Source organism: Brevundimonas sp. NPDC092305 (assembly GCF_044755415.1).
Classification (GTDB): domain Bacteria; phylum Pseudomonadota; class Alphaproteobacteria; order Caulobacterales; family Caulobacteraceae; genus Brevundimonas.
The window spans coordinates 73,163-97,994 of record NZ_JBIVQY010000002.1; the positions used below are offsets into that span (position 1 = coordinate 73,163).

A 24,832-nucleotide genomic window follows, 5' to 3' on the forward strand; every position below is an offset into this window, starting at 1 on the left:
GTCCCGTGGGGCAAGCCCGCCTTGCTTCGGCCCCGTCACGGGACTATGACGCCCGACCTCTCCGTATTGCATCGCACAATAGAGCTTGGCCATGAACCTCGACGCCATCCCCGTCGGCCCGAACCCGCCCTGGGACGTCAACGTCGTCATCGAGATCCCGCAAGGCGGTCTGCCGGTGAAGTACGAGATGGACAAGGCCTCCGGCGCCCTGTTCGTCGACCGCTTCCTGCACACGGCCATGTACTATCCGGGCAACTACGGCTTTATCCCGCACACCCTGTCGGATGACGGCGACCCCTGCGACGTGATCGTGCTGAACCCGACCCCGGTCGTGCCCGGCTGCATCATCCGCTCGCGCCCGATCGGCGTGCTGAAGATGGTCGATGAGGCCGGCGGCGACGAAAAGATCCTCGCCGTCCCGGTCGACAAGCTGAATCCCTACTACACCGACATCGCCAGCTACCGTCAGCTGCCGGCCATTCTGGTCGAGCAGATCGAGCACTTCTTCACCCGCTACAAGGATCTGGAAAAGGGCAAGTCGGTCACGGTCAAGGGCTGGGGCGACGCCGGCGAGGCCGCCGAGCTCATCGCCAACGGCATGCGCGCCCATCAGGAAAAGCTGAAAGCCTCCGGCAAGGCCGCCAACGCGGCGTGATCCGGGCGTCGCCGCCCTCGCCCTTTCGCCGGAACGCGCTAGAAGAGCCCCATGAGCTCCGCCCCGCTTCCCGACGCCGGATCGAACTGGGTGGACCGGCATGCGCCGGAGGGGCTGAAGCCATGGCTGAAGCTCGGGCGGTTCGACCGGCCGATCGGCATCTGGCTGCTGCTGCTTCCCGGCTGGCAGGGGATCGCGCTGGCGCTGGGCCAGTTCCGGCGCGCGCCCGGCCTCTATGAGCTCTGGCTGGTCATCGGGTTCGCGCTCGGCGCCTGTCTGATGCGCGCCGCCGGTTGCGCCTTCAACGACATCGTCGACCGCGATTTCGACGCCCGCGTCGCCCGCACCGCGATGCGGCCCATCCCGTCCGGCCGGATCAGCGTCAAACAGGCGTGGGCCTTTGTAGTTTTGTGCAGCCTGCTTAGCCTGCTGATCCTGCTGACCCTGAACCTGACCGCCATCCTGCTCGGCGTCGGCTCGCTCGCGCTCGTGGCCGCCTATCCCTTCATGAAGCGCATCACCTGGTGGCCGCAGGCGTGGTTGGGCCTGACCTTCAACTGGGGCGCGCTGATGGGCTTTGTCGCGGCGCTCGGCGCTCCACGCCTCTTCGAGATCGCCAGCGGCAGCGTGCCGCCGGACTTGATCATTGGAGCGTTTCTCGTCGGCTGGCCCGATATCAGCGCCTTCCTGCTCTACCTCGGCGGGGTTTTCTGGACGCTCGGCTACGACACGATTTACGCCCTGCAGGACATCGAGGATGACGCCATGATCGGGGTGAAGTCGTCCGCCCGTCGGCTGGGCGCGGGCGTCCGTCGCGGCGTCGCGGTCTTTTACGGGGTCGCCGTCATTTTCGCCGCACTCGCAGGCCTGACCGCCAGCCTCGGACTCCTGTTCTGGGTCGGCCTCGCCGCCTGCGCCGCCCATCTGGTCTGGCAGGTCGTCCGCCTGCGTACCGACGACGGCGCGGCCGCCCTCACCCTGTTCAAGTCCAACCGCGAAGCCGGACTAATCCTGCTTTCCGCCATCATCCTCGGCTCGGTTCCGTTCGTCTGAAGGAGTTCCGCATGACCACCGCCCGCCTGCTGACCGTCGCCGTCGCCGCGACCGCCCTGCTCGCCGCCTGCAACCGCGATCGCGAGCCCGCGGCTCCAAAAGCCGGGACGCCCGCGCCCGCCGCGCAACCAGCATCGACGACGCCCACAGCCTATGAGTCCAAGACCCCGTGGGCCGAGGTCAAGCTGGCCATGCCGGCTGTGCTGAAAACCCAGCCGGATCTGCACTCCCAGCTTTACGCCGAAGAGATGCGCACCCTTCGCCAGTTCATGGAGGGCGCCCAGGGCGAGCGCACCGAGGCCGGCGGGCCCGAGGACATGCCGCCCTACGCCAAGGAGATCACCCTGACCGGCGCGGCCGAGACCGGGACCCTGCTCAGCCTCAAGCGCGTCGACTTCGACTATTCCGGCGGCGCCCACCCCAACACGCTGACCTCGGGCATCCTCTGGGACAAGACAACCAAACGCCGCCTGACCGGCGCCGACCTGTTCGCCAAAGGCGCTGATCTGACGGTGCTGGATCAGGCGCTCTGCAGCGCGCTGAACACCGCCAAGAAGGTGCGCTCGCCCGATTCCGCCTCCGTCACCCTGACGGGGTCCGACTGGTCCTGCCCGCGCGTCACCGACACGCCGTTCGTGCTGACGCCGGGCAACACGCCGGGCAAGGCGGGGGGGCTGACCTTCCTCGTCGGGCCTTACCAGATCGGCCCCTACGCCGAGGGCGCCTATGAGATCGCCATCCCCCTCAGCATCTTCCGCCAGTTGCTGGCCCCCGCCTATGCGCCGGAGTTCGCGGGCCTGCCGGTCAAGACGGGCGACATCACGCCGACCCGCTGACCTCAATCGGCCAGAAAGGCGTCCATGATCCCGGCGAACTTCGCCGGCTGATCGCTCATGATGAAGTGGCGGCTGCCGTCGACACGGATCAGGCGGACGTTCGGCAGGGCGGCGTACTCGCGGGTCCACAGGGCGTCGGCCATCGCCGCGGGCGCACCGCCGTCGGCGTCAGAGGCGTAGGGCGCCCAGACTGGCGTGGTCATGGCCGTCAGCCCCGGCCGGGCGTCGGTGGTCATCACGTCCCGGATCGCCGCCGCCAACGCGTGACGATCGCCCGCCGTGGTCCATTCGACCATGGCCGCCTGCGTCGTCGTATCGCGCGAAAGCCCGACCGCCGTCGCCACCTGCCCGGCGCGGAAGTCGGCGTCGCTGGCGTTCAGGATTCCCGCCGCCGCCTGATCGGCGAACGGCCTGGCGCTCTCCACCGTCGCGGTCGGCCCGAACATGGCGCTGAAGAAGGGCAGGCTGTCGACCGTCATCGCGCGCCCGACCAGCTCCGGATGCTGCTGCGCCAGAAGAACGGCGCTTAGCCCACCCATCGAATGGCCGACCACCGCCGGCCGCTCCAGCCCTTGCTCGCGAACATATCTCGCCAACTCATCGACCACCGGCTGCAAGAACGGCCCATCGCCATGCGTCCACGGCTCACCCGCAAAGCCCGCCAGCTGAACCAGATGCACCCGATGCGTCGCCATCAGCCGCTCCGCCTCGGCCCGCCAGACCTCGCGGGAACAGCCGAAGCCGGGGATCAGGATCAGGTCGGGCCCCTGCCCGACAATCTCGACCGACAGACGATCGGATACGAAGGGCGCGGCGGCCTCCGCGACCGGCTGCGCGAACGCCCGGCCGGCCATCAGGCCGCAGCCCATCGTCAGGCCGATCGCGGAGGCGAACATCAGGGCGCGCAGGGGCGAGCGCCGGGAAAGGCGGGAGTGCATCATCTCGGTTTTCCTTGTCAGCTTATCCTGACATCGGTCAGGCGTGAGGGTTCTCGAACACGTCTTCGACAGGTCGCGCGAACAACGCGGCGATACGGTAGGCCAGATCCAGCGACGGATCGTGTTTCTCGGTCTCGAGCGCATTCACCGCCTGTCGCGAGACGCCCAGCGCCTGACCCAGCTGTTCCTGCGTCCAGCCGCGCTCGACGCGCAGCAGCTTCAGCCGGTTCTTCATTTCGTACTCCGGACAAAGGGCGCCACCACGCCGAAACAGGCCCAGAACAGCGGATAAATGACCCAGAGCGGAATGTGCGGCGCACCGGCGAAGCTCTCGCCGAAGCCCCACAGGGTGGCGATCGCCATGGTGAAGAAGGTGGCCAGGATGAACTGTTTGGCGGTCAGTGCGCGCATGAACTCGTCGGAGTCGTTCATCAGCGCCAGCGTCGCCCACAGTTGGCCAATCACCGGTGCTGTCACGACCGCCGCGAGCACCCACGCGGTCGGCGTCCCCTGAATGCCGTCGAACGCGCGGGTGATGGTGGCGATCTGCACCGCCACATAGCCGCCCATGAACGCCATGGTGCGGACGACATAGCGTTTGTGGGCGGACGCCGGACTCTTGCCCCAGATCGAAAGCATGGCGGAAGCTCCTCTTGGTGTAAGGCCTACCTTACATCGCCCTCATGTCATGTCAACCTGACTTTTTGTCAGGCGCGCACGACTTCACCTCTGCGCTTTGCCCGGGCACGGCGTCAGCCTATTCTGCCCTCATGCCCGTCGCGCCGCGTGTCAGACCTTCAGAGCTGTTCACGCCCGACGAATGGGCGCCTTTCCAGACGCGCTCTCGCTGGATCGGCCCGATGCTGGTCGGTCATTGCTGGGTGGTCATCGCGCTGGCGGTCGCCGCCGGCGTCCTCTGGCCCATCCTTATCCCGGTCTGCGTGGCCATCATCGGCACGCGCCAGCTTGGTCTCGCCATCCTGATGCATGAGGCGGCGCACGGCGGCCTGTCGCCGAACGGGCGGGCGAACGACGCCCTCGGCCACTGGTTATGCGCCGTGCCGATCGGCGCGTCGCTGAACGCCTACCGTCCCTATCACCTGTCCCATCACAAGTTCGCCCAGCAGGCCGAGGACCCCGACCTGGTTCTGTCCGCGCCCTTCCCGGTCAGCCGCGCCTCCCTGCGCCGCAAGATCGTGCGCGACCTGACCGGCCAGACCTTTTTCAAGCAGCGCATCCTGCTGCCGCTCGCCGCCCTGCGCGGCCGGACGGCGGCCCGCCCGACCGAGGACCACGACTACGAGGCCATCGTCACCGGCCGGTCTGTCCTGCCGTTCGTGCTGGTCAATCTGGCCTTGCTCGCCGGCTTCACGGTCGCGGGCGTCTGGTGGGCCTTCTTCGCCCTCTGGCTTCTGCCGATGGCGACGTGGTTCGCGATGGTGACCCGCCTGCGCAACATCGCCGAACACGCCTGCGTCGAGGGGTCGGCCGCCGACCCGTTTCGCGCCGCCCGGACTACACGCGCGAGCTGGTGGGAGCGCGCCTTCATCGCCCCCTACTGGGTCAACTTCCACGCCGAGCATCATCTGTTCATGCACGTGCCCTGCTGGAAGCTGCCGGGCCTGCACAGGGCGGTCCATGCCCGGCCGCAGGGCGAGCGGATGGAAGTCGCCGGCGGCTATGTCGAGGTGCTCAGGACGGCATCGTCGCGCGCGTGATCCCGGACGCCCCCGCCTTCATCCGGGACAACACCCGTCTCCAGCCCGTGCCGCACGCGCCGGAAATTTCGCTATGGCTGGCCGACGAGATCACCCCGATCTGGCGGCTGACCGAGGAGGAGCTGGGCGAGCTTGGCCTTCCGCCGCCGTTCTGGGCTTTCGCCTGGGCGGGCGGACAGGCGCTGGCGCGGTGGCTGCTGGACAACCCGGGCGAGGTCGCCGGTCAGCGCGTGCTCGACTTCGCCACCGGCTCGGGTCTGGTCGGGGTGGCGGCGATGAAGGCGGGCGCAGCGTCGGCCCTGTGCGCGGACATCGATCCATTCTGTGAGGCGGCGGTGACCCTGAACGCAGGGGCCAACGCCGTCGACCTGACCTTCACCGGCCTGAACCTGCTCGACACGCCGCCGCCGGACGTGGACGTCATCTGCGCCGGTGACGTCTGTTACGAAAAGCCCATGACCGAGCGTGTCCTTGCCTGGCTTCAGGCGGCGAAGGCGCACGGGACAAGAGTTTTGATCGGCGATCCCGGACGAACCTACTTTCCGCGCGAGGGCCTGACGTTTCTCGCGGAGTATCGCGTGCCGACAACACGCGAGCTGGAGGATCAGGAGATCAAGCGCGCGGCGGTGTGGGCGCTGTAGTCGCGCTAAAGGTCTTCGGGGCGCGGCTACGCTTGGGAAACGGACGGATCGGGACCATGTTCCGGACATGCGCAAGGTTCTGTCCCTCGCCCTGATCCTCTCCACCCTGCCAACTGTTGCGGGTGCGCAGGCATGGACGCCCGCCCCCGGACAGTCGGTGGATCCGCATCGCTACCAGGCCGACCAGCACCGTCAGGCCATGCAGCAGCTTCGCAATCAGGCCGACCAGCGGGAGGCCATGGCGCGTCAACTCGACACCGAAACCCGCCTCAACCGGCTGAAGATCGAGGCCGCCCGCCAGCCCGCGCCCTTCGTCTCCGCGCCCCGCACCCTGGACACGCCCGAGCAGGAGCGCATTCGCCGTGAGGCGGCCACCGCCCGACGGCAATCGACAGCGGCCGGGGTGGGGGAGATCGACGGCTGGCTGGATCGCCGCCCGAACCCTGTTCCCTGATTTCCCTGCATCCCTTACCGTGCCACGGCGTTACGGCCTGGCTTGGGGCGATCCGGACGGAGGGACGTGCGATGGAATGGCGTGGCGGACGGCGGGGCGGCAATATCGAGGACCGGCGCGGAATGGGCCCGGTGGGCATGGCCGGCGGCGGCATCGGCGCGTTGGTCGTAGGCGCGGTCCTCTATTTCGTCTTCGGCATCGATCCCCAGACGACGCAGCAGATCACCAGCCAGCTCGGCGGCGTCGGCGGCGAACAGCAGGCCGGGCAGGTCGGCTCTCCACAGGATGACGCCGGCCAGTTCGTCGATGTGATCGGCGCCAATATCGACGACGTCTGGAAGACCAAGCTCTCCGGCTACACCCCGCCCCGCGTGGTCCTGTACGAACAGGGCACCGGCACCGGCTGCGGCATGGGTCAGGCGGCCATGGGGCCGTTCTACTGTCCCAGCGACCAGCGCGTGTACCTCGACCTCAGCTTCTGGGACCAGATGCGCCAGCTGGGAGGATCGGACGCCGACTTCGCCAAGGCCTATGTCATCGCCCACGAGTTCGGCCATCACGTCCAGACCCTGACCGGCGCCTCGCAGCAGGTGCGTCAGGCCCAGCAGCGCGCCGCCGGCGAGGCTGAAGCCAACCGCTATTCGGTGGCGCTGGAGCTGCAGGCCGACTGCTACGCCGGCGTCTGGGCCGCCAATGCGGCGGGCGTCTCCAACGGCGCGGTCAGTCTGCAGTCCGGCGATCTGGAGCAGGGCATGCAGACCGCCAACGCCATCGGCGACGACACCCTGCAACGCCGCTCGCAAGGCCGCGTCGTGCCCGAGGGCTTCACCCACGGCACCTCGGCACAGCGCATGGAGTGGCTCAAGCGCGGATACCAGAGCGGCGATCCCGCCGTCTGCGACACCTTCCAGTCGCTCTGAGTCCCCGCCGCGACGGCTTGTTGCACCGCAAACCGGCTGGCAGGGTGACGACGTGACCCAGTCCGCCGCCACAGCCCTCGCCGCCGCCCGCCGGGTGGTCGTCAAGATCGGCTCCGCCCTGATCGTTCGGGACGGCCGGCCGAACGCCGCCTGGCTGTCGGCGCTCGCCGTTGATATCGCCGAGATGAAGGCGCGGGGCGTCGAGGTGATCGTCGTCTCCTCCGGCGCTGTCGCGCTGGGCCGCGGCCGGCTCGGCCTGCCGAAGTCGGTCCGACTGGATGAAACCCAGGCCGCCGCCGCCGCTGGCCAGTCCTCCCTGATGCAGGCGTGGGAGGGCGCGCTCGAACCGCACGGCCTGCATCCGGCCCAGGTGCTGCTGACCCGCGAGGACACCGAACGCCGCCGCCGCTGGCTGAACGCCCGCTCAACGCTGGAGGCTCTGTTGCGGTTCGGCGCGGTGCCGGTGGTCAACGAGAACGACACCGTCGCCACGGAAGAGATCCGCTACGGCGACAACGACCGGCTGGCTGCCCGCACGGCGCAACTGGCCCGGGCGGATCTGCTGATCCTGCTGTCGGATGTCGATGGCCTTTACGACGCCGACCCCCGACAGGTCGCCAACGCCCGGCACATCCCGGTCGTGGACAGCCTGACGCCACAGATCGTGGCCATGGCCGGAGACGCCAACGCCGAGACTGCTTTGGGCACCGGCGGCATGCGCACCAAGCTGGAGGCCGCCCGCATCGCCCGCTCGGCCGGCTGCGTCACCGTCATCGCCTCCGGCCTCGTCGAGCGACCGCTCAGCGCCGTGGCCGAAGGGGCGCGGGCGACGGTGATCACCGCGCCGGGCGGACCAATAGCCGCGTGGAAGGCGTGGATCGCCGGCAGCGTCGAACCCGCCGGCCGTCTGATCATCGATGAGGGCGCGGTCGCCGCGCTCAGGGCCGGCAAGAGCCTGCTGCCATCCGGCGTGCGCGCCGTAGAGGGTCGTTTCGACAAGGGCGACAGCGTGATCGTCTCCACGCCCGACGGCCGCCGCGCCGCCATCGGTCTGGCCGCCTACGCCGCCGACGAGATGACACGGATACAGGGTCGGCAGACCTCCGAGATCGAGGGGCTGGTAGGCTATCGGGGACCGCAGGCCGCCGTTCACCGCGACGACCTCGTGCTCGAGGACGACCGATGACCGGGCTGGACGCCCGCATGCTGGAGATGGGCCGCCGCGCCCGCGTCGCCGCCGAAGGCCTGCGCACCGCCGTGCCCGAAACCCGCACCGCTGCGCTGGACGCCTGCGCCCTTTCGCTGCGGACCCATGCCGGCGCCATCCTCGCCGCCAATGCCGAGGACATCGCCCGGGCCCGCGCCAACGGCCTGTCCGAGGCCCTGATCGACCGCCTGTCCCTGACCCCCGCGCGCGTCGAGGCCATCGCCGCCGCCGTGGCCGAGGTGGCCGCTTTGCCCGATCCGCTCGACCGGGAGCTGGCGCGCTCGTCGCGACCTAACGGTCTGGACATCGCCCGTGTCTCCACCCCCATCGGCGTACTGGCCATCATCTACGAGAGCCGGCCGAACGTGACGGCCGACGCCGCCGCCCTGTGCCTGCGATCCGGCAATGTCGCAGTGCTGAGATGCGGCTCGGACTGCCTGTCCTCCTCGCTGGCGATCCACGCCGCCATGATGGAGGGCCTGACCGAGGCGGGCCTTTCCGCCGACGCGGTCCAGCTGGTCGACACGCCGGATCGGGCCGCCGTGGGCGCGCTGCTCACCGGACTGAACGGAACCATCGATCTGCTGGTGCCGCGCGGCGGCAAGAGTCTGGTGGCGCGGGTGCAGGCGGAGGCGAGGGTCCCGGTTCTGGGACATCTTGAAGGCCTCTGCCACACCTACCTCCACGCCTCGGCCGATCCGGGCATGGCGGAAGCGATCGTTCTGAACGCCAAGATGCGCCGCGTCTCCGTCTGTGGGGCGACAGAAACCCTTCTGGTCGACCGCTCCATCGCCCCGACGCTGCTGCCCCGTGTCGCCGACGCGCTTCAGGCCGCCGGCTGCACCCTGCGTGGAGACGCCGCCAGCCGGGCCCTCGTCCCGTCGATCGAGGCCGCCGACGACGCCGACTGGACCACCGAATATCTGGCCCCCATCCTCGCCGTCCGGATCGTCGACGGCGTTGACGAGGCCGTCGATCACATCCGCCGCTACGGCTCCGGCCACACCGAGGCGATCGTCACCGAAGACGCCAAGGCGGCCGCGGCCTTCCTCAACGCCGTCGACAGCGCCATCGTCATGTGGAACGCCTCGACCCAGTTCGCCGACGGCGGCGAGTTCGGTTTCGGCGGAGAGATCGGCATCTCGACCTCCCGCCTGCACGCGCGCGGGCCCGTCGGGGCCGAGCAGCTGACGAGCTACAAATACGTCGTACGCGGCACGGGCCAGACCCGCCCCTAGGGCTCCGCCGGCCCGCCGATCGTCAGATCCAGTCGGCGCGAGACGTGCAGCGCGCCCTGGCCGATGTCGAAGGCGACCCGACGTCCGACGAACGCCTCCATGCCGATCAGGGCGGCCGGAAAGGTCGGCAGCGACGACTGGTCGAAAACCCCCACCCGGACCCGCTCGTACAGTTGTTCGGCGAAGGTGACGGTCCGCGCCGTCACGACCTCCGCATCCATGGCTCCGCCCAGCACCAGACTCGATCCGGTCACGCTCGGGCGACCGTCCATCAGGCCGGCGGCCCGGGCCGAAGCCATATCCAGCGCCAGCATGGACGAGGCGCCGGTGTCGATCACCGCCTCCAGCACGGCGCCCTCGACCGAGATTTCCGCGACCAGCGCGCTGCCGTCCCGACGCACCGCCGTCGTCGCCAGATCCGGCGGCGGAACGAAGGACGCCCGTTCGATCAGCCGCACATGCTTCCGGCCCGGATCGATCGCCAGCACCGCCTGCCCCAGCACATCGCGGCCTATGATCAGCGGCGCATCCAGCCCCTCCGCCGTGGCCAGAGGGCCGAGATCCAGAATGGCGGCGCGCAGGCCCGAGATCGCCAGACCGGCCAGTTCGATCACCAGCGTCGTGCCCCGGCCCATCTGCGTCCCGCCGCCCACGCCGTAGGCGACCAGCGGCATCTCGAACATCTTGCGGTCGTTCGCGGGCAGGGCGGCCACAAGCCGGCGGTCGATGACGGAATACTGCGCGCCCGTGTCGACCAGCGCGACAACGTCCCGACCTCCGATGCGGGCCCTGATCGTCGGCACATTGGCGCGGCGGGCGTAGGGCATCCACGCCGACGCCTTGCCGTCCGCGAACGCCAGCTTCGGATCGGGCCACAGAAGATGCTCGCGCGCCCACCACGCGCCGCCCACGACGGCGACAAGGGTTCCGGCCCGGATCAGGAGGTTGCGACGGTTCACGCCTCGAACATGGCCGCTGCCGGTCCCGTGCGCCAGCGCCATGCCGTCGCGGTCAGCGCGGACCGAACGGCACCACCTTGTTGTCCCGGTCGTGTCCGATGTCGGCCGCGCCCAGATAGGGAATGCCCGACCGCGCGCACCAGTTGCGGACGATCTCCTCCGGCGTCTGGCCGAAGTCCGGATCGTTCTCGACGATCTCCGACACTCGCCCCAGCCGCAGCCCTGCGATGCGCTTCATGCCGGGCTGGGCGGTCAGGTGAAACATCATCCGATCGAAGCGGTACAGCGGCTCCGACACTTCCTCGATCATCACCACATGGCCGGTCAGGTCCGGCTCCAGATGCGTCCCCATCAGGGCGTCGAGGATGGCCAGATTGAACGCGACCGCAGGACGCGGATCATCGCGTAGCGAGGGCTCGAGCGAAGCGGCGTCTCCGGACTTCAGCCAGTTGATCGCCCGCCACGCCGTCTCGTCATGCCGCACTGCGTCCGACGCCATCGGCCCGTGCGCCACATGCGGAAAGCCGGCCTTGTAAAGCATGGCCAGCAGGCTGCCCGCGTCCGAATAGCCCAGATACCGCTTCTTGCGCGCCGTCGCGTTCAGCCGCGGCAGGATCGCATCCGCCACCCGACACGCGCCGTAGCCGCCACGCGCGAACCAGATCGCGTCCAGCCGCGGATCGTTGGCGAACTCGACGAAAGCGTTGGCGCGGCTGGCGTCATCGCCGCCGAAGTGGCCGTGCTTTCCGTAGGTCGCCGGGTGGAAGACGATCTTGACCTCGCCGCCCGGGATGTTGGCCGCGAACCAGGCCTCCACCGCCTCGCCCCGCTCGGGGCTGAAGCGCGAACTGGCGTTGACGATGCCGATCTTCACAGGCGTTCCCCGAACTTCACCCGCCTTCATAGTCTGCGCCGCCCGCGTGAACCAAGCCTTCCCCTCGGCGTCGGCTGCCTCTACTCAGCCGGTCATGGCGAAAGACTACTTCTTCTGCGGCGTCGGCGGCTCGGGCATGCTGCCGCTGGCGATGATCGTGCAGGCGCGAGGCAACCGCATCCAGGGCTCGGACCGGTCCCGCGATCAGGGCCGAACGCCCGAGAAGTTCGCCTGGCTCGAAGCGCATGACGTGACCCTGCATCCCCAGGATGGATCGGGCGTCACCTCGCCCGACCAGATCGTCGTCGCCACCGGCGCCGTCGAGGACACGGTCCCGGACATCGGCGCGGCCAAGGCTGTCGGCGCCCGCATCGTCACCCGCCCCGAATTGCTCAGCCAGATCTTCAACGCCGCCCCGACCTCGATCGGCGTGGCCGGCACCTCGGGCAAGTCGACCATCACCGGTATGATCGCCTGGATCCTTCACCAGACCGGCCGCGCCCCCACCGTCATGAATGGCGCGGTGATGAAGAATTTCGTCGACGCCGACCATCCCTTCGCCAGCGCCCTGATCGGGGGCCCTGACCTGTTCGTGTCCGAGGTCGACGAGAGCGACGGCTCCATCGCCCGCTACGAGCCAACCGTGGCGGTCGTTTCCAACATCTCGCTGGACCACAAGTCGATGGAAGAACTCCGCGACCTGTTCGGCGGCTTCACCGGCCGGGCGCGGACGGCGGTCCTGAACCTCGACAACCCCGAGACGGCGGCGCTGGCGCAAACCCTCCCGGCGGACCGCGTGGTCAGCTTCGGCCTCGGCGAGGAGGCCGCGACCCTTTCGGCTCATGACCTCGAGCCGCTGCCGACGGGCATCAAGTTCCGTCTAATCAACAACCCTTCCCCCACCTCGGGGGAAGGTGGCTCGCGGAGCGAGACGGATGGGGGCTCGTTCCGCATCTCATCGTTTGAAAGCGATACCCCCTTAGACAGCCCCCATCCGAGCGGCTCCGCCGCCCACCTTCCCCCGAAACGGGGGAGGGATCATTCAGTCACGCTAAGCGTACCGGGCGCCCATAATGTCGCGAACGCCCTTGCCGCTCTTGGCGCGGTACATGCGATCGGCGTCCCTCTCGATCAGGCCGTCGAAGCCCTCGAAACCTTCTCCGGCATCCGTCGCCGGATGGAGGTCGTCGGCACGGCCAACGGCGTCACCGTCATCGACGACTTCGCCCACAACCCGGACAAGATCGCCGCCACGCTCAAGACCCTGCACGCCTTCGACGGTCGTCTGCTGATCCTGTTCCAGCCGCACGGGTTCGGCCCGCTGAAGCTGATGCGTGACGAGTTCATAGACGGCTTCGCCGGCCTGATGCGTGAGGACGACGTCCTGCTGATGCCGGAGCCCGTCTATTACGGTGGCACCACCGACCGCTCGGTGGGTTCGGAAGACATCGCCTCGGGCATCCGCGCCGCCGGTCGCAGGGCCGAGGCCTTGCCGACGCGCGAGGCTTGCGGCGCCCGCCTGATCGAACTGGCCCGCCCCGGCGACCGCATAATCATCATGGGCGCCCGCGACGACACCCTGTCCACCTTCGCCGCCGGACTGCTCAGCGAACTCTAGTCCGCCAACGGAGCAAGTTTCGGAAACTGCTCGCAAAAATTTCACAAACGGCAAAGCTGGCGTTAAGCGCCGGAGACTAACAGGCCTGCGTTCCGTGGAGCGCGTATGGCCAGAATCGGCGACTTCGTAAGCTTGATCACCCCCGTGTCGCCCGACACCCCGGGCGCCGTGATTGTCGACCGCTTTCAGGTGGAGCCGGACACTCTGGCGATCGCGGTCATCGACTCCGGGCGGCGCCCCATCGGCGTCATCGAGCGCAACGCCTTCACCCTGAAGATGGCGGCCGAGTTCGGGCGCGCCCTCTACGCCCGCCGCCCCGCGTCCAGCTTCATGGACGCCGCACCCCGCGTGCTGGACGCGGACACGGACGCCGAGAGCCTGTTTCAGGATCTGGACGCCACGAACCTCAGCGGCCTGCTGAACGGCTTCGTCGTCACCTCGGGCGGGCGCTATGCGGGCGTGGGGGCCGGGGTGAACGTCCTTCAGGCGGGCAGCGCCATCCACCGCCGTCGCGCCGAGGCGATGAGCACCCTCGCCCGCGAACTGGCCCGCGCCGAGCAGGAGGCCCGAGCCTCCAGCCGCGCCAAGTCCGAGTTCCTCGCGGTGATGAGCCACGAGATCCGCACCCCTCTCAACGGAGTACTGGGCGTTGCCGCCTTGATGGAACGCGAGCTGACGCAGGACGGCATGCGTCCCTATGTCCGCGCCATCCTCGACAGCGGCCAGAGCCTGCTCCGCCTGCTGACCGACGCGCTGGACATGTCGCGCGCCGAGGCCGGGCTGATGAGCTTCGAGACCGCGCCCGTTGATCTGACCGCCCTCGCCGCCGACCTGAACGCCCTGTGGGGGCCGCGCGCGCAGGAGAAGTCCCTGTCGCTGCGCATTGATTGCGAGACCTCGGACGAGGCCGACTGGGTGATGGGCGACGAGATGCGCCTGAAACAGCTGCTCAACAATCTGATCGGCAACGCGCTGAAGTTCACTCGCGCCGGCGAGGTCGTGGTGCACGTAGCCGCCGGACGTCGGGACGGCGCCATCGCCCTGGTCGGCACCGTCGACGACAGCGGCCCCGGCGTCAGCGACGAAGCGGCCCGCACCATCTTCGATCCCTTCAACACCGGTCAGGCCGGCCGCGAGGGCGCCGGCGCCGGTCTGGGCCTGTCGATCTGCCGCCAGATCGTCGAACGCATGGATGGCCGCATTCAGGTCGGCCGCTCGCCACAGGGCGGCGCACGCTTCCGCTTCGCTCTCGCCCTGCCGGAGGCGCCGGCGGACCAGCGCGCACCCGCCCCCGCCATCGCGGAGCCGACGTCCCATGACACCCTTCACGTGCTGGTGGTCGACGACAACGCGACCAACCGCTTCGTCGCCACACAGGTCCTGACCCTGTTCGGCTGCACCTCCGAAACGGCCGAGAACGGACAGGAGGCGGTCGAGCGGGTTCAGGCGGGCGGCTTCGATCTGGTGCTGATGGACATCAAGATGCCGGTCATGGACGGCGTGACCGCCGCCCGCGCCATCCGCGCCCTGCCGACGCCGGTCGCGGCGGTCCCGATTCTCGCGCTCACCGCCAATGCCGATCCGCGCGATGAGGTGGAATATCTCGCCGCCGGCATGGACGGCGTCGCCCAGAAGCCGATCCAGCCCGACGCCCTGCTGAACGCCATCCGCCTTGTCATGGCCCGCGACGGTCTGTCCGAGGCCGCATAGGCAACCGCCCCGGGGCCTGCGTATTGTAGCGCTCGATGTTCCAGACGCCTCCGCCGCCCGAACCCGTCCAGTTGTCAGAGGTGGTGGTCACGGGCGCACGCCTGCCCCCCGCCGCCGGCGAGGCGGCCTTCTCCGTCATCCGGCTGGATCGCGACGATCTGGGTCCACAGCAGCGACTCGACGAGGCGCTGGCCACCGTGCCCGCCGTCTCCCTGTTCCGGCGCACCTCCAGCCTGTCGGCCAATCCGACAACGCAGGGCATATCCCTGCGCGCCATCGCGCCGTCGGGTGCGGGCCGGACGCTTGTCACTCTGGACGGCGTGCCCCTGAACGATCCGTTCGGCGGCTGGGTGATCTGGTCGCAGGTCCCTACCGAAAGCCTCGACGGCCTCGACATCGTTCGCGGCTCGGGCGCCGGGCCCTACGGCGCGGGCGCGCTGACCGGCGTGATCCAGCTACGCGAGCGGGATACGGGTTACGCCGTCGACGCCTCGATCGCCGAACGCGGCGGCGCCCGCGCCTCGGCCTCCGGCGGGTTCGATCTCGGCCCGGCGCGGCTGGTCGGCTCGGCGCTCTATGAAACCAGCGACGGCTACGTCCCCGTCCGCGGCGCGGCGCAGGGCGCGGCCGACACGCCGCTCGACCTCGAGGTCCGCAGCGCCGCCCTTCGTGCGGATATCCCGGTTTCGACCGCCGTCGTCTCTCTCCGCGCTTCAGCCTTCGAGGAAGAGCGGGGCTCCGGCCTGTCCGGCGCCCGGGTGACCGCCAGCGGCAACGCCCTGTCCGCCACCGTGGCCGCCCGTCCTGTAAACGAGAGCCCCGGCTGGCGGCTACAGGTCTGGCGGCGCGAAAGCGATCTGGCCAACACCTCGGTCGCCGTCGCCGCTGACCGCGCCACGACCACCCCCGCCAACGACCAGTTCGAGACCCCCGCCGTCGGCTGGGGCGTCAACGCCGCTCTGCGAGCCAGCCGCCCGCTGGGCGACGGCCGCATCGAGGGCGAGGTCGGCGCCGACGCCCGCTTCAATGAAGGAGAGACGCGCGAGCTGTTCCGCTACATGGCCGGCGCCTTCACCCGTGACCGTGTGGCGGGCGGCGAGACGTCCGTTGCGGGACTTTATGCCGAGGGCTCATGGACCGGCGGCCCATGGCTGATCGCCGGCGGCCTGCGTCTTGACCAGTGGCGCAACGAGAACGGCCGTCGCCTTGAACGCGATCTGGCGACCGGTCTGCCGACGCTGGACGAGACCGACCCTGACCGGTCCGGCGAGGTCGTCAGCGCCCGTGTCGCCGCCCGTCGCGACATCGGCGCCGGCCAGTCCTTGCGCGCCGGCGCCTACACCGGCTTTCGCCCCGCCACCCTGAACGAGCTCCACCGTCCCTTCCGCGTCGGCAACGATCTGACCGAGGCCAACGCCGCGCTGGAGCCGGAAGTCCTGTCAGGCCTCGAAGCCGGCTGGGCGTGGACCGGCGCCCGGGGCAGCCTGACAGCCACCGCATTCCGGACCCGCATCGAGGACGCCATCGTCAACGTCACGATCGGCGAAGGCCCCGCGAACTTCCCCCGCGCCGGCTTCGTCCCCGCGGGCGGCGTGCTGCGCCAGCGCCAGAACGCCGGGACCATCGAGGCGACGGGGCTGGAGATCGACGGCCGCCTCGACCTGACCGACGCCCTGTCCCTGCGCGCCGCCCTGTCCGGCACCGACGCCCGCGTAGACGGCGGATCGTCCGCGGCCCAGCTGACCGGCCTGCGCCCCGCCCAGGCTCCGATCTGGAGCGCCACTGCGGGCGTGGAGTGGCGCACGACCGACCGCCTTTCGCTCGCGACCGACCTCCGCTGGGAAAGCCGTCGCTTCGAGGATGATCTGAACAGGCGCGTGCTCGACGCCGGCCTGACCGTCGATCTTCGCGCCGACTGGCGGCTGACCGACACCGCCGCCGTCTGGGTCGCCGCGGACAATCTGCTCGACGAGGACATCGAGGTTTCGGAGACCGGAACCGGCGTCACCGGCTTCGGTCCGCCGCGAACCGTCAGCGTCGGCGTCAGACTGTCGCGCTGATCTTCTCAGACTCACTATTGAAAATCGTTCGCAAGTTCGGCACAAGCCGACCGTGACCGATGCCGCCGCTCCCGCCAAACCCAAGCCGAAGAAGAAGCCCCCCGTTCCGGCCAAGGCCTTCTGGCTGCGCCAGATGCAGACCTGGCACTGGATCTCGGCCGCCGTCAGCCTGATCGGCCTGATGCTGTTCGCCATCACCGGCATCACCCTGAACCACGCCTCGCAGATCCCGGCCGAGCCGGTTGTGCGCGAACAGACGGCGCAACTGCCCGCGCCATTGCTGGAACGCCTGTCGGCCTTCCCGGACGAGACGACCGATCCCGCGCCCGACGCCATCGCCCGCTGGGCTTCGGAGTCGCTCAAGATCAGGATCGCCGGCCGGCCCACCGAGACCACAGCTGACGAACTCTACGTCTCCCTGCCCGAACCGGGCGGCGACGGCTGGCTGACCATCGACCGCGCCACGGGCGAGGCGGTGCACGAGCGCACGACGCGCGGCTGGGTCGCCTATCTCAACGACCTGCACAAGGGCCGCAACACCGGTCCGGTCTGGTACTGGTTCATCGACATCTTCGCCCTGGCCTGCGTCGTCTTCGCGGTCACCGGTTTCGCTCTCACCTGGCTGCACGCGTGGCGGCGCCCCCTGACCTGGCCGATGCTGGGTCTGGGCGTGCTGATCCCGGTCGTCATCGCCCTGTTCTTCATCCACTGACCTCAACCGGAACGCCCATGCGCAAGTCCCACATCGCCCTCGCCAGCGCCGGCCTCGTCGCCGTCGCCACGCCCGCGCTGGCGGCCGATCTGACGGTTTCTGTGACGGTGCCCCGCCTGAACACAGCGAGCTATCACCGTCCCTATGTCGCCGTCTGGATCGAGCGGCCCGACAACGTCGCCGTACGGACCCTTGCCGTCTGGTATCAGCAGACCGCCAACAATGAGGGCGACGGCAAGGACTGGCTCAAGGACATGCGCACCTGGTGGCGGCGCGGGGGCCGGGGCATGACCCTGCCGGCCGATGGCGTCTCCAGCGCCACCAAGGCGCCCGGCGCCCATCAGGTCCGCGTCTCCGGGGCCCGTCTGTCCGGCCTCGCCGCCGGCGACTATGTGATGGTCGTCGAGGCGGCCCGCGAGCTGGGCGGTCGTGAGGTCGTTCGCGTTCCCTTCCGTTGGGGAGCGCCCAACACCGCCCGCGCCACGGGCTCCACCGAACTGGGCGCCGTCAGCGTCGCCGTCACCCGCTAAGGAACCACAGATGAAAAAGTCGATCGCCCGCACTTTCGCTCTTGGAGTCGCCGTCGCCACTCTCGCCCTGCCGATGTCGGCCCAGGCCCACCGCGCCTGGCTGGCCCCCACCGCGACCGTACTGAGCGGGACCGACGCCTGGGTCGGCTTCGACGCCGGCATGTCGAACGGCGTCTTCATCCCGGACCACGCCGCCATGCGTCTGGACGGCCTGACCATCACCGCACCCGACGGCTCGACCGTCGAGGCCGAGAACCGCAATCAGGCCCGCTACCGCTCGTCCTTCGACCTGCACCTGACGCAGCAGGGGACGTACCGCGTCGCCAACGTCATGAGCGGCGTCATGGTCAGCTACAAGCAGGCCGGCGAACAGAAGCGCTGGCGCGGCGCCGAGGCCGACATGGCCGCCAACATTCCGGCCGACGCGACCGACGTTTCCGCCACCCGCTCGAACAGCCGCATCGAAACCTTCGTCACCCTCGGCGAGCCCTCGACCACCGCGCTGGCCCCGACCGGTCAGGGCATCGAGCTGGTCCCGGTGACCCACCCGAACGATCTAGTCGCCGGTGAGGCCGCGACCTTCAAGCTGGTCCGTGACGGCCAGCCGGCCGCGAACCTCGACGTCACCATCGCCCGCGGCGGCACCCGCTACCGCGACAATCCGGAAGAGATGACGGTCAAGACCGGCGCCGACGGCGCCTTCACCGTCACCTGGCCGGAACCGGGCATGTACTGGGTCAACGCCTCGGTCCGAACCCCGGCCGAGGGTACCCAGTTGGCCTCCAGCGCCCAGTACAACGGCGCTGTGGAAGTCCTGCCCTGACCACGGGCGGATCCCGCGCCAGCCGCGCCGCGCCGCCCCCCGTTGTGGTGGGCGGCGAGCCGCCCGGGCCGGCTGAGCGCAACCGCGTCCTGATCCCGACTCACGGCCGCACACCCGAGCGGCCGCCGTCGTCCCATGTTTGGGACTTCGCCGGCGAGACTATGGGCACGACATGGTCCGTGCGCCTCGTCCCGGTTCCGGGACAGGAGCGGGACCTCTATCAGGCCGCCATTGAGGACGAACTCGCCGGCCTGATCACCCTGTTCAGCCACTGGGACCCTACATCCGAGCTCAGCCGCTTCAACGCCGCCGAACCGGGTTTCCGTCCGGTGTCCGAAGAGTTCTGGACCGTGCTCAACGCGGCCATGGACATCGCCGACGACACCAACGGCGCCGTCGATCCGACGCTGGGCGCGCTGGTCGACCTGTGGGGTTTCGGCCCGCCGGGCGCGCGTCCCCTGAACAGCTTCGGGAACGGTCCCACCGAGCCCTTCGCCGAAGAGATTGCGGCCGCCCGCGCCATCAGCGGATGGAGCCGTCTGCGCCTCGACCGCGCCAACCGGTCGGTCCTGCAACTGGGCGGGCTGAAGCTGGACCTGTCGGGCATCGCCAAGGGCCATGCCGTCGACTGCGTCTCCGACCGCCTCTTCGAACTTGGCGCGACCAGCCATCTGGTCGAGATCGGCGGCGAGCTGCGCGGCCGGGGCGTCAAACCCGACGCCCGCCCGTGGTGGACCGAGCTGCAGCAGGCGCCCGGTTCGCCTGCCCCCCGGACGCTGGCGGCACTGTTCGAAATGGCCGTCGCCACCTCCGGCGACTGGGTCCGCAACTATGCGGTCTATGACCGGACCTACAGCCACACGATCGACGGCCGCACCGGCGCGCCCATCGACAACGGCGTCGCCTGCGTCACGGTGCTGGCCGATACGGCCCTGCAGGCCGATGCGCTGGCCACTGCCCTGACCGTCATGGGCCCGGAAGAGGGTCTGGAATTCGCGACCGCGACCCACCTCGCCGCCGCCATCGTCGTCCGCAGGCAGGACGGACTGGTGGAAACAGTCTCGCCCGCCTTCGCAGCCATGCTGGACGAGGGTAGCTAGGCCTCCGCCCAGCGTCGCAGAAGGTTATGATAGACGGCGGTCAGTTCCAGCACCGCCTGATCCTTCGGCCCCTTGTCCGCGCTGACCCTCTGGATCGCGACGTCGAGCCGGAACAGGGTTTCGCGGTCCGCGTCGTCGCGGATAAGGCTCTGGATCCAGAAGAAGCTGGCCGTCCGTACGCCCCGCGTCACCGGCGTCACCCGGTGCAGGCTCTTGGACGGATAGAGGACCAGATCGCCCGCCGGCAGCTTGACCGACTGCGGACCGTACATCTCTTCCACGATCAGTTCGCCGCCGTCGTAGTCTTCGGGCTCCGCCAGAAACAGGGTCGCGGACAGGTCGCTGCGTATACGCACCGCGCCCCGCTGGCGGATGGCGTTGTCCACGTGCACCCCGAAATGTTCGCCGCCCTCATAGCGGTTGAACAGCGGTGGAAAGATCGTGTGGGGCAGGGCCGCCGATACGAACATCGGATTGGCGTTCAGCGCCTGCAGCACCAGCCCGCCGATCTCGCGCGCCTCGACGGACTCCTCGGGAAGCTGGCGGTTGACCTTGGCCGTCGCAGACTGGTGGCCGGACGTCGCATTGCCGTCGGCCCACGGCCCGGCGTCCAGCCGCGCCCTCAGGCTCGCGACCTCGTCCCTGGTGAACACGCCGGGTATGTGCAGCAGCATGGCGTCATCCTTGGCCGCTTATGCGCCGGTCGCCAAGTCCGGACGATCGTCCGGGCCCAGAGCAGATCTGGACCCCGGACAGCCGTCGCTACCGGTCCGGGGATGGAACCTAGTAGCGCAGGTTCAGGGTCAGGATGGCCTGGGCTCCCGGCGCGACGTCGGCGTGGTGCACGCCGTTGGTCCGCATGATGTACTCTTCGTCCGTAGCGTTCTTGACGTTCAGCTGCAGGCTGGACCGCTCGTTGACGTCGTAGGAGGCGAACAGGTCCAGACGCGTCCACTCCGGCATGTAGATCCGGTTGCCGCCGCCGCCCGCGCCGCCCTGATTCCCGCCGAATGTCTCGCCGACGTAGTAGACGCCGCCGCCGAGTGCGAGACGCGGCGTGACCCGGTAGGTTGTGAACAGGCTGGCCGAATGCTCGGGCGTATTGGCCAGCGGATCGCCTTCGAACAGGCTGGGGACGCAGACGGGCGGCGTGCCGGTCACCGTGCAGGCCCCGCGGACCAGTTCGGAATCCGTCCAGCTGTAGCCGCCGAAGACGGTCCAGTTCGGGGTGATGTTGCCGGACACGCCCAGCTCGACGCCCTTCACCTCGACCTCGCCGGCCTGCTGGAAGTCGTTGGCGCCGGTGCCGGTGCGGATGACCGCGTTCTTGCGGCTCAGCTGGTAGGCCGCCGCCGACAGGGCCAGGCGGTCGCCGAACAGATTGACCTTGGCGCCGACCTCGAAGCTTTCAGTGTCCTCGGGGTCCAGCACGACATTGGTCGCGCCGTTCACAGTGCCTGTGCCGCCGGCGGCGTTCTGGTCGCCTGCCGCCAACGTCGGCGGCGTCGAGGAGGTGGCGTACGAGGCATAGATGCTGGAGCTGGCCGTCGGCTTGAACACCAGACCCGCCTGATAGTTGGTGAACTCCCACTCGCGGCGAGGAATGACGCGGTCCGCCGGAACAGCGGCGGCGGGGTTCAGACCGTCGACGGCGTAGATGTCGTGCCGGACGCCCAGATTGATGATGAAGCGCTCGCCCAGCGAGATCGAGTCCAGCGCATACAGGCCGACGGTTTCGGTCACGTTCGACGATGCGACTCCGCGAACGATCGTTCCGGTCCACGGGTCCTCCGGGTTGGGATCGTAGACGGGCGTGCAGTCAAAGCCGGTCAGCGGCGCGGGGCAGGCTGAACCGGACAGTGTCGTGACGGTGTAGGAGGCGTTGCGGTTCCGCTCGCGTCCCAGTTCCAGCCCGACGTTGAAGTCGTGCCGCATGCCCGCGCCGGCGAAGCTGCCGGTCAGGTCCGTGACGTTCGCCCAGGTCTCCGCCGGGTTCCAGCGGTTCTTCAGACCCCGCTTCATCCACCAGACGCCCCCGATGTTGACCGCGCTGCCGCCATCGCCCGGGTTCGTCACCACATAGTCGTTCAGGGTGACGGCGTAGCGGCTGACGTTGCGGATGCGCAGATTGTCGTTGAAGGCGTGACGGAAATCGAAGGTGAAGGCGTCGACCTCATTCGTCAGATAGTCGCGCGCCTCAAGGCCGTAGAAGCTGTCGTACGGCACATCCAGAATGCCGCTCGGGTCCGGCCGCGGCGCGGTCGCGCCACCCAGCTTGGTGTACAGCGGGATGCCGTAGTCGGGCATCTGGTCGGACGTCAGATGATAGTAGCTGAACGTCCCGGACGTATCCTGACCGAGGCCCGCGCCGATCGACAGGCCCAGACCCCATTTGCTGTAGTCGACGCTGTCGCGGCCGGGCACATCGCCCTGCGCGCCCATCAGATTCAGACGCAGGCCGGCGTTGTCGCCCAGCGCCCAGTTCTGGTCGACCACGCCGCGCAGGTAGCCGTCCGTGCCGACGCCCAGACCGAAGTTGGTGAAGTCCTGCAGGCGTGGCGACTTGGAGGCCAGATTGATCGACCCCCCGCCCGAACCGCGGCCCGAGTAGACCGAGTCCGGCCCCTTCACGACCTCTACCTGTTCGAGGTTGAAGACCTCGCGCTGCTGGCCGCCCGTGTCGCGCACGCCGTCCAGAAAGATGTTGTTGCCCGACGACTGCCCGCGGATGAACGGGCGGTCCGCCAGCGGCTGTCCCCCCTCACCGGCGCCGAAGCTGATGCCCGGCGAGTTCTGCAGGATGTCCTGCAGCGACATGGCGTTGGTCTGTTCGATGATCTGCTGCGGGATGATCGTCACGGCGCGAGGCGTGTTGACGAGCGGCGCCGTGAACTCCGGCGATTGCGGCTTCCGCTCGGCGCGCTTGCCGTCGACGTTGACGGTGCCGAGGTCTGTCGGGTCCTGCGCATCGGCGCCGCCGCCCTGCGGCTCCGCAACGACGGCCGGGTCCCCGGCCAGCGCCGGTTGGGCCATCAACATGCCGGCGGCGCTGGAGGCGAACAGCAGGGCGCGGAGGGTGTCGGCGCGGGTTGTCATGATCTGAAAATCCGGAGGAGGTGACTTGCGAGCGGCTCGCATTAGCACCTCTGCCGTGGGCCGCAAATGTTTTTGCGACACATTCTCAGAATTATTCTGGCGGTGTCGTCAGGCCGTGACAGCCTTCATCGGCACCGCCGGGTCAACCAGTCTTTCCGGATCGACCGCCGCCTTCTTCCCGATCAGCAATCGCCCGCCCATGAACTCGGCCGGTGCATTCACCGCCTCGACGCACACAATGCGATCCCCGGCCAGATGGAAGACCGCGAAACTCGCCGCTTCGACATCTCCCCGCACCACCTGACGGTCGGCGCCGTCGGGCAGGCCGGCGATCTGGAGCTTGAGGTCGTACTGATCCGACCAGAACCACGGCACCTCCGGCGTCGGCGCGGCCCGGCCGACGATAGCCGCCGCCGCCTGCCTGGCCTGTTCCAGCGCATTGGGCACGCTCTCCAGCCGGTGCATGCGCCCGTCGTGAACCGGGATCGGCCGATGGGTCATGTCCCCGATCGCATAGATCGCCGGGTCGGATGTCCGCGCGGACTCGTCCACCACCACGCCGTTGTCGCAGGACAAACCCGCCGCCCGGGCCAGCGCATCGCAGGCCAGAGCCCCAACGCCGACCAGCACCGCGTCCGCCTCGACCAGCCGCCCGCCCGCCAGACGCACGCCGTCGTCCTCGAACCCGGTGACTTCCGCCGAGGTCAGGATCTCGACCCCGTGCTTGCGGTGATACGCGGTGAAGAAGTCCGACAGGGTCTTCGACGCCACCCGCGCCAGCACCCGGTCCGTCCGCTCGATCACCACAGCGTCCGCGCCGAGCGCCCGCGCCGAGGCCGCGGCCTCCAGCCCCACATAGCCGCCGCCGACGATGGCCAGCCGCCGGCCCGGCCCAAGCGCCGCCTTCAGCGCCTCGGCGTGCGCCAGCGTGCGCAGCTCCAGCAGGTCCGGCCTGTCCGCGCCCGGTATCGTCAACCTCCGGGCCGTCGATCCCGTCGCCAGGATCAGCGCGTCATAGCTCTCAACCGTCCCGTCCGCGAACGTGACCGTCTTCGCCTCCCGGTCGATCGCCGTCGCGGTCACCCCGGTACGCAACTCGATATTCTGCTCGCCATAGAAGCTCTCGGGCCGCAGCAGCAGATCCTCCAGCCCGGCCTCGCCCTTCAGCCACGCCTTGGACAGCGGCGGCCGCTGATACGGCGCCGCCGGTTCCTCGCCCGCCAGCACGATCGGGCCTTCATGCCCGTACTGCCTCAGGAACGCCGCCGCCGATCCGCCCGCATGGCCCGCGCCGATGATGAGAACCTTTGTCATGTCGCCGCAGATAGAGCGAAGCGGGCCCGGGCGCCATATCCGCGCTTGACCGTTCCAATGTTACAGCATAGTGGAACACGCATGACGAAGCCGCCCGCCCGCGACGCCCTCTACGACGCCCTGCTGTCCCTCAAGACGCGGGCTGAGGTCGACGCCTTTCTGACCGACCTGTGCACGCCGTCCGAACTGCGCGCCTTCGCCGAGCGTTGGGAGGTCGCGCGCCTGCTCGATGGGGGCGGAAAGTCCTATCGCGAGATCGCCGCCGAGGCGCACGCCAGCCCGACCACGGTCGTGCGGGTCGCCCGCTTCCTCAAGGAAATGCCGCATCAGGGCTACCGCCTGGTGCTGGACAGATTGAAAGTCTGAGTACCCCCGT

The 24,832-nt window shown here is 69.2% G+C and carries 25 protein-coding genes; 17 read left to right on the forward strand and 8 right to left on the reverse strand.

Translation table 11 applies throughout. The annotated features are described in order from the left end of the window. Positions 1–91: 91 nt before the first annotated feature. From ppa to ACIQC9_RS10900, 3 genes are read left to right on the forward strand one after another with little or no spacing between them, the layout of a single operon-like run. Entirely contained in the window at positions 92–655 is a 564-nt protein-coding gene (gene ppa / locus ACIQC9_RS10890; protein WP_400615641.1) for an inorganic diphosphatase, read from the forward strand. 51 nt (positions 656–706) lie between these two features. Next, positions 707–1,708 carry a UbiA family prenyltransferase gene (locus ACIQC9_RS10895; RefSeq protein ID WP_400615643.1) on the forward strand — a complete coding sequence of 334 codons (1,002 nt, stop codon included), beginning with the start codon at positions 707–709 and terminating at the stop codon, positions 1,706–1,708. Positions 1,709–1,719: 11 nt separating this feature from the next. Next, entirely contained in the window at positions 1,720–2,544 is an 825-nt protein-coding gene (locus tag ACIQC9_RS10900; RefSeq protein ID WP_400615646.1) for a DUF3298 domain-containing protein, read from the forward strand. Between the two features lie 2 nt (positions 2,545–2,546). On the opposite strand, the gene ACIQC9_RS10905 is transcribed toward ACIQC9_RS10900, so the two are convergent. The 3 genes from ACIQC9_RS10905 to ACIQC9_RS10915 are packed head-to-tail and all read right to left on the reverse strand — an operon-like array spanning position 2,547 to position 4,121. Continuing rightward, entirely contained in the window at positions 2,547–3,485 is a 939-nt protein-coding gene (locus ACIQC9_RS10905) for an alpha/beta fold hydrolase (protein ID WP_400615649.1), read from the reverse strand. Between the two features lie 34 nt (positions 3,486–3,519). Continuing rightward, positions 3,520–3,717: a helix-turn-helix transcriptional regulator gene (locus tag ACIQC9_RS10910; RefSeq protein WP_400615652.1), complete on the reverse strand. Its 198-nt coding sequence runs from the start codon at positions 3,715–3,717 to the stop codon at positions 3,520–3,522. Beyond that, a complete protein-coding gene (locus tag ACIQC9_RS10915) occupies positions 3,714–4,121 on the reverse strand; it encodes a hypothetical protein (protein ID WP_400615654.1) in 408 nt (135 codons plus the stop codon). The genes ACIQC9_RS10910 and ACIQC9_RS10915 overlap by 4 nt, the downstream gene beginning before the upstream one ends. Before the next feature lie 221 nt (positions 4,122–4,342). On the opposite strand from ACIQC9_RS10915, the gene ACIQC9_RS10920 reads away from it, so the two are divergent. The 6 genes from ACIQC9_RS10920 (at position 4,343) to ACIQC9_RS10945 (ending at position 9,660) form a co-directional block, all read left to right on the forward strand. Next, positions 4,343–5,200, forward strand: coding sequence for a fatty acid desaturase family protein (locus ACIQC9_RS10920; RefSeq protein WP_400615656.1), 858 nt, complete (start codon positions 4,343–4,345; stop codon positions 5,198–5,200). Beyond that, positions 5,200–5,841 (forward strand): class I SAM-dependent methyltransferase, encoded by a 642-nt coding sequence (locus ACIQC9_RS10925; RefSeq protein ID WP_400617333.1) that lies wholly within the window; start codon positions 5,200–5,202, stop codon positions 5,839–5,841. The genes ACIQC9_RS10920 and ACIQC9_RS10925 overlap by 1 nt, the downstream gene beginning before the upstream one ends. Before the next feature lie 67 nt (positions 5,842–5,908). Beyond that, positions 5,909–6,295: a hypothetical protein gene (locus ACIQC9_RS10930; protein WP_400615658.1), complete on the forward strand. Its 387-nt coding sequence runs from the start codon at positions 5,909–5,911 to the stop codon at positions 6,293–6,295. Positions 6,296–6,366: 71 nt separating this feature from the next. Next, the gene (locus tag ACIQC9_RS10935; RefSeq protein ID WP_400615661.1) at positions 6,367–7,215 is read left to right on the forward strand and encodes a neutral zinc metallopeptidase; all 849 of its coding nucleotides are present in this window, start codon (positions 6,367–6,369) and stop codon (positions 7,213–7,215) included. A gap of 52 nt (positions 7,216–7,267) precedes the next feature. Beyond that, on the forward strand, positions 7,268–8,401 hold the full coding sequence (gene proB, locus ACIQC9_RS10940) for a glutamate 5-kinase (RefSeq protein ID WP_400615664.1): 1,134 nt from the start codon (positions 7,268–7,270) through the stop codon (positions 8,399–8,401). After that, positions 8,398–9,660 (forward strand): glutamate-5-semialdehyde dehydrogenase, encoded by a 1,263-nt coding sequence (locus ACIQC9_RS10945; RefSeq protein WP_400615667.1) that lies wholly within the window; start codon positions 8,398–8,400, stop codon positions 9,658–9,660. The genes proB and ACIQC9_RS10945 overlap by 4 nt, the downstream gene beginning before the upstream one ends. Here the strand turns inward: ACIQC9_RS10945 and ACIQC9_RS10950 are convergent. Continuing rightward, positions 9,657–10,619 (reverse strand): aspartyl protease family protein, encoded by a 963-nt coding sequence (locus ACIQC9_RS10950; protein WP_400615670.1) that lies wholly within the window; start codon positions 10,617–10,619, stop codon positions 9,657–9,659. The two genes, ACIQC9_RS10945 and ACIQC9_RS10950, sit on opposite strands and share 4 nt — an antisense overlap. A 52-nt stretch (positions 10,620–10,671) precedes the next feature. Further along, entirely contained in the window at positions 10,672–11,523 is an 852-nt protein-coding gene (locus ACIQC9_RS10955) for an LD-carboxypeptidase (protein ID WP_400615672.1), read from the reverse strand. A gap of 64 nt (positions 11,524–11,587) precedes the next feature. Between ACIQC9_RS10955 and murC the strand changes: the two genes are divergently transcribed. The 7 genes from murC (at position 11,588) to ACIQC9_RS10990 (ending at position 20,046) form a co-directional block, all read left to right on the forward strand. Further along, positions 11,588–13,111, forward strand: coding sequence for a UDP-N-acetylmuramate--L-alanine ligase (gene murC, locus ACIQC9_RS10960; RefSeq protein WP_400615674.1), 1,524 nt, complete (start codon positions 11,588–11,590; stop codon positions 13,109–13,111). A 105-nt stretch (positions 13,112–13,216) separates the two neighbouring features. Then, the gene (locus ACIQC9_RS10965) at positions 13,217–14,821 is read left to right on the forward strand and encodes an ATP-binding protein (RefSeq protein ID WP_400615676.1); all 1,605 of its coding nucleotides are present in this window, start codon (positions 13,217–13,219) and stop codon (positions 14,819–14,821) included. A 35-nt stretch (positions 14,822–14,856) separates the two neighbouring features. Next, complete coding sequence (locus tag ACIQC9_RS10970; protein ID WP_400615678.1) at positions 14,857–16,881, forward strand: TonB-dependent receptor; 2,025 nt, start codon at positions 14,857–14,859, stop codon at positions 16,879–16,881. A 52-nt stretch (positions 16,882–16,933) separates the two neighbouring features. Beyond that, on the forward strand, positions 16,934–17,593 hold the full coding sequence (locus ACIQC9_RS10975) for a PepSY-associated TM helix domain-containing protein (RefSeq protein ID WP_400615680.1): 660 nt from the start codon (positions 16,934–16,936) through the stop codon (positions 17,591–17,593). A gap of 17 nt (positions 17,594–17,610) precedes the next feature. Beyond that, a complete protein-coding gene (locus tag ACIQC9_RS10980) occupies positions 17,611–18,123 on the forward strand; it encodes a DUF2271 domain-containing protein (RefSeq protein WP_400615682.1) in 513 nt (170 codons plus the stop codon). 10 nt (positions 18,124–18,133) lie between these two features. Continuing rightward, a complete protein-coding gene (locus tag ACIQC9_RS10985) occupies positions 18,134–18,946 on the forward strand; it encodes a DUF4198 domain-containing protein (RefSeq protein ID WP_400615685.1) in 813 nt (270 codons plus the stop codon). Positions 18,947–19,107: 161 nt separating this feature from the next. Beyond that, positions 19,108–20,046 (forward strand): FAD:protein FMN transferase, encoded by a 939-nt coding sequence (locus ACIQC9_RS10990; protein WP_400615687.1) that lies wholly within the window; start codon positions 19,108–19,110, stop codon positions 20,044–20,046. Here the strand turns inward: ACIQC9_RS10990 and ACIQC9_RS10995 are convergent. The 3 genes from ACIQC9_RS10995 to ACIQC9_RS11005 all read right to left on the reverse strand — a co-directional run bounded on the left by ACIQC9_RS10995 (position 20,043) and on the right by ACIQC9_RS11005 (position 24,456). Continuing rightward, entirely contained in the window at positions 20,043–20,720 is a 678-nt protein-coding gene (locus tag ACIQC9_RS10995; protein WP_400615689.1) for a Fe2+-dependent dioxygenase, read from the reverse strand. The two genes, ACIQC9_RS10990 and ACIQC9_RS10995, sit on opposite strands and share 4 nt — an antisense overlap. Positions 20,721–20,829: 109 nt before the next feature. Beyond that, a complete protein-coding gene (locus tag ACIQC9_RS11000) occupies positions 20,830–23,142 on the reverse strand; it encodes a TonB-dependent receptor (protein WP_400615692.1) in 2,313 nt (770 codons plus the stop codon). A gap of 108 nt (positions 23,143–23,250) precedes the next feature. Then, positions 23,251–24,456, reverse strand: a complete 1,206-nt coding sequence (locus ACIQC9_RS11005; RefSeq protein WP_400615695.1) for an NAD(P)/FAD-dependent oxidoreductase — start codon at positions 24,454–24,456, stop codon at positions 23,251–23,253. Between the two features lie 81 nt (positions 24,457–24,537). Between ACIQC9_RS11005 and ACIQC9_RS11010 the strand changes: the two genes are divergently transcribed. Continuing rightward, entirely contained in the window at positions 24,538–24,822 is a 285-nt protein-coding gene (locus ACIQC9_RS11010; RefSeq protein WP_400615696.1) for a YerC/YecD family TrpR-related protein, read from the forward strand. Positions 24,823–24,832: the final 10 nt, after the last annotated feature.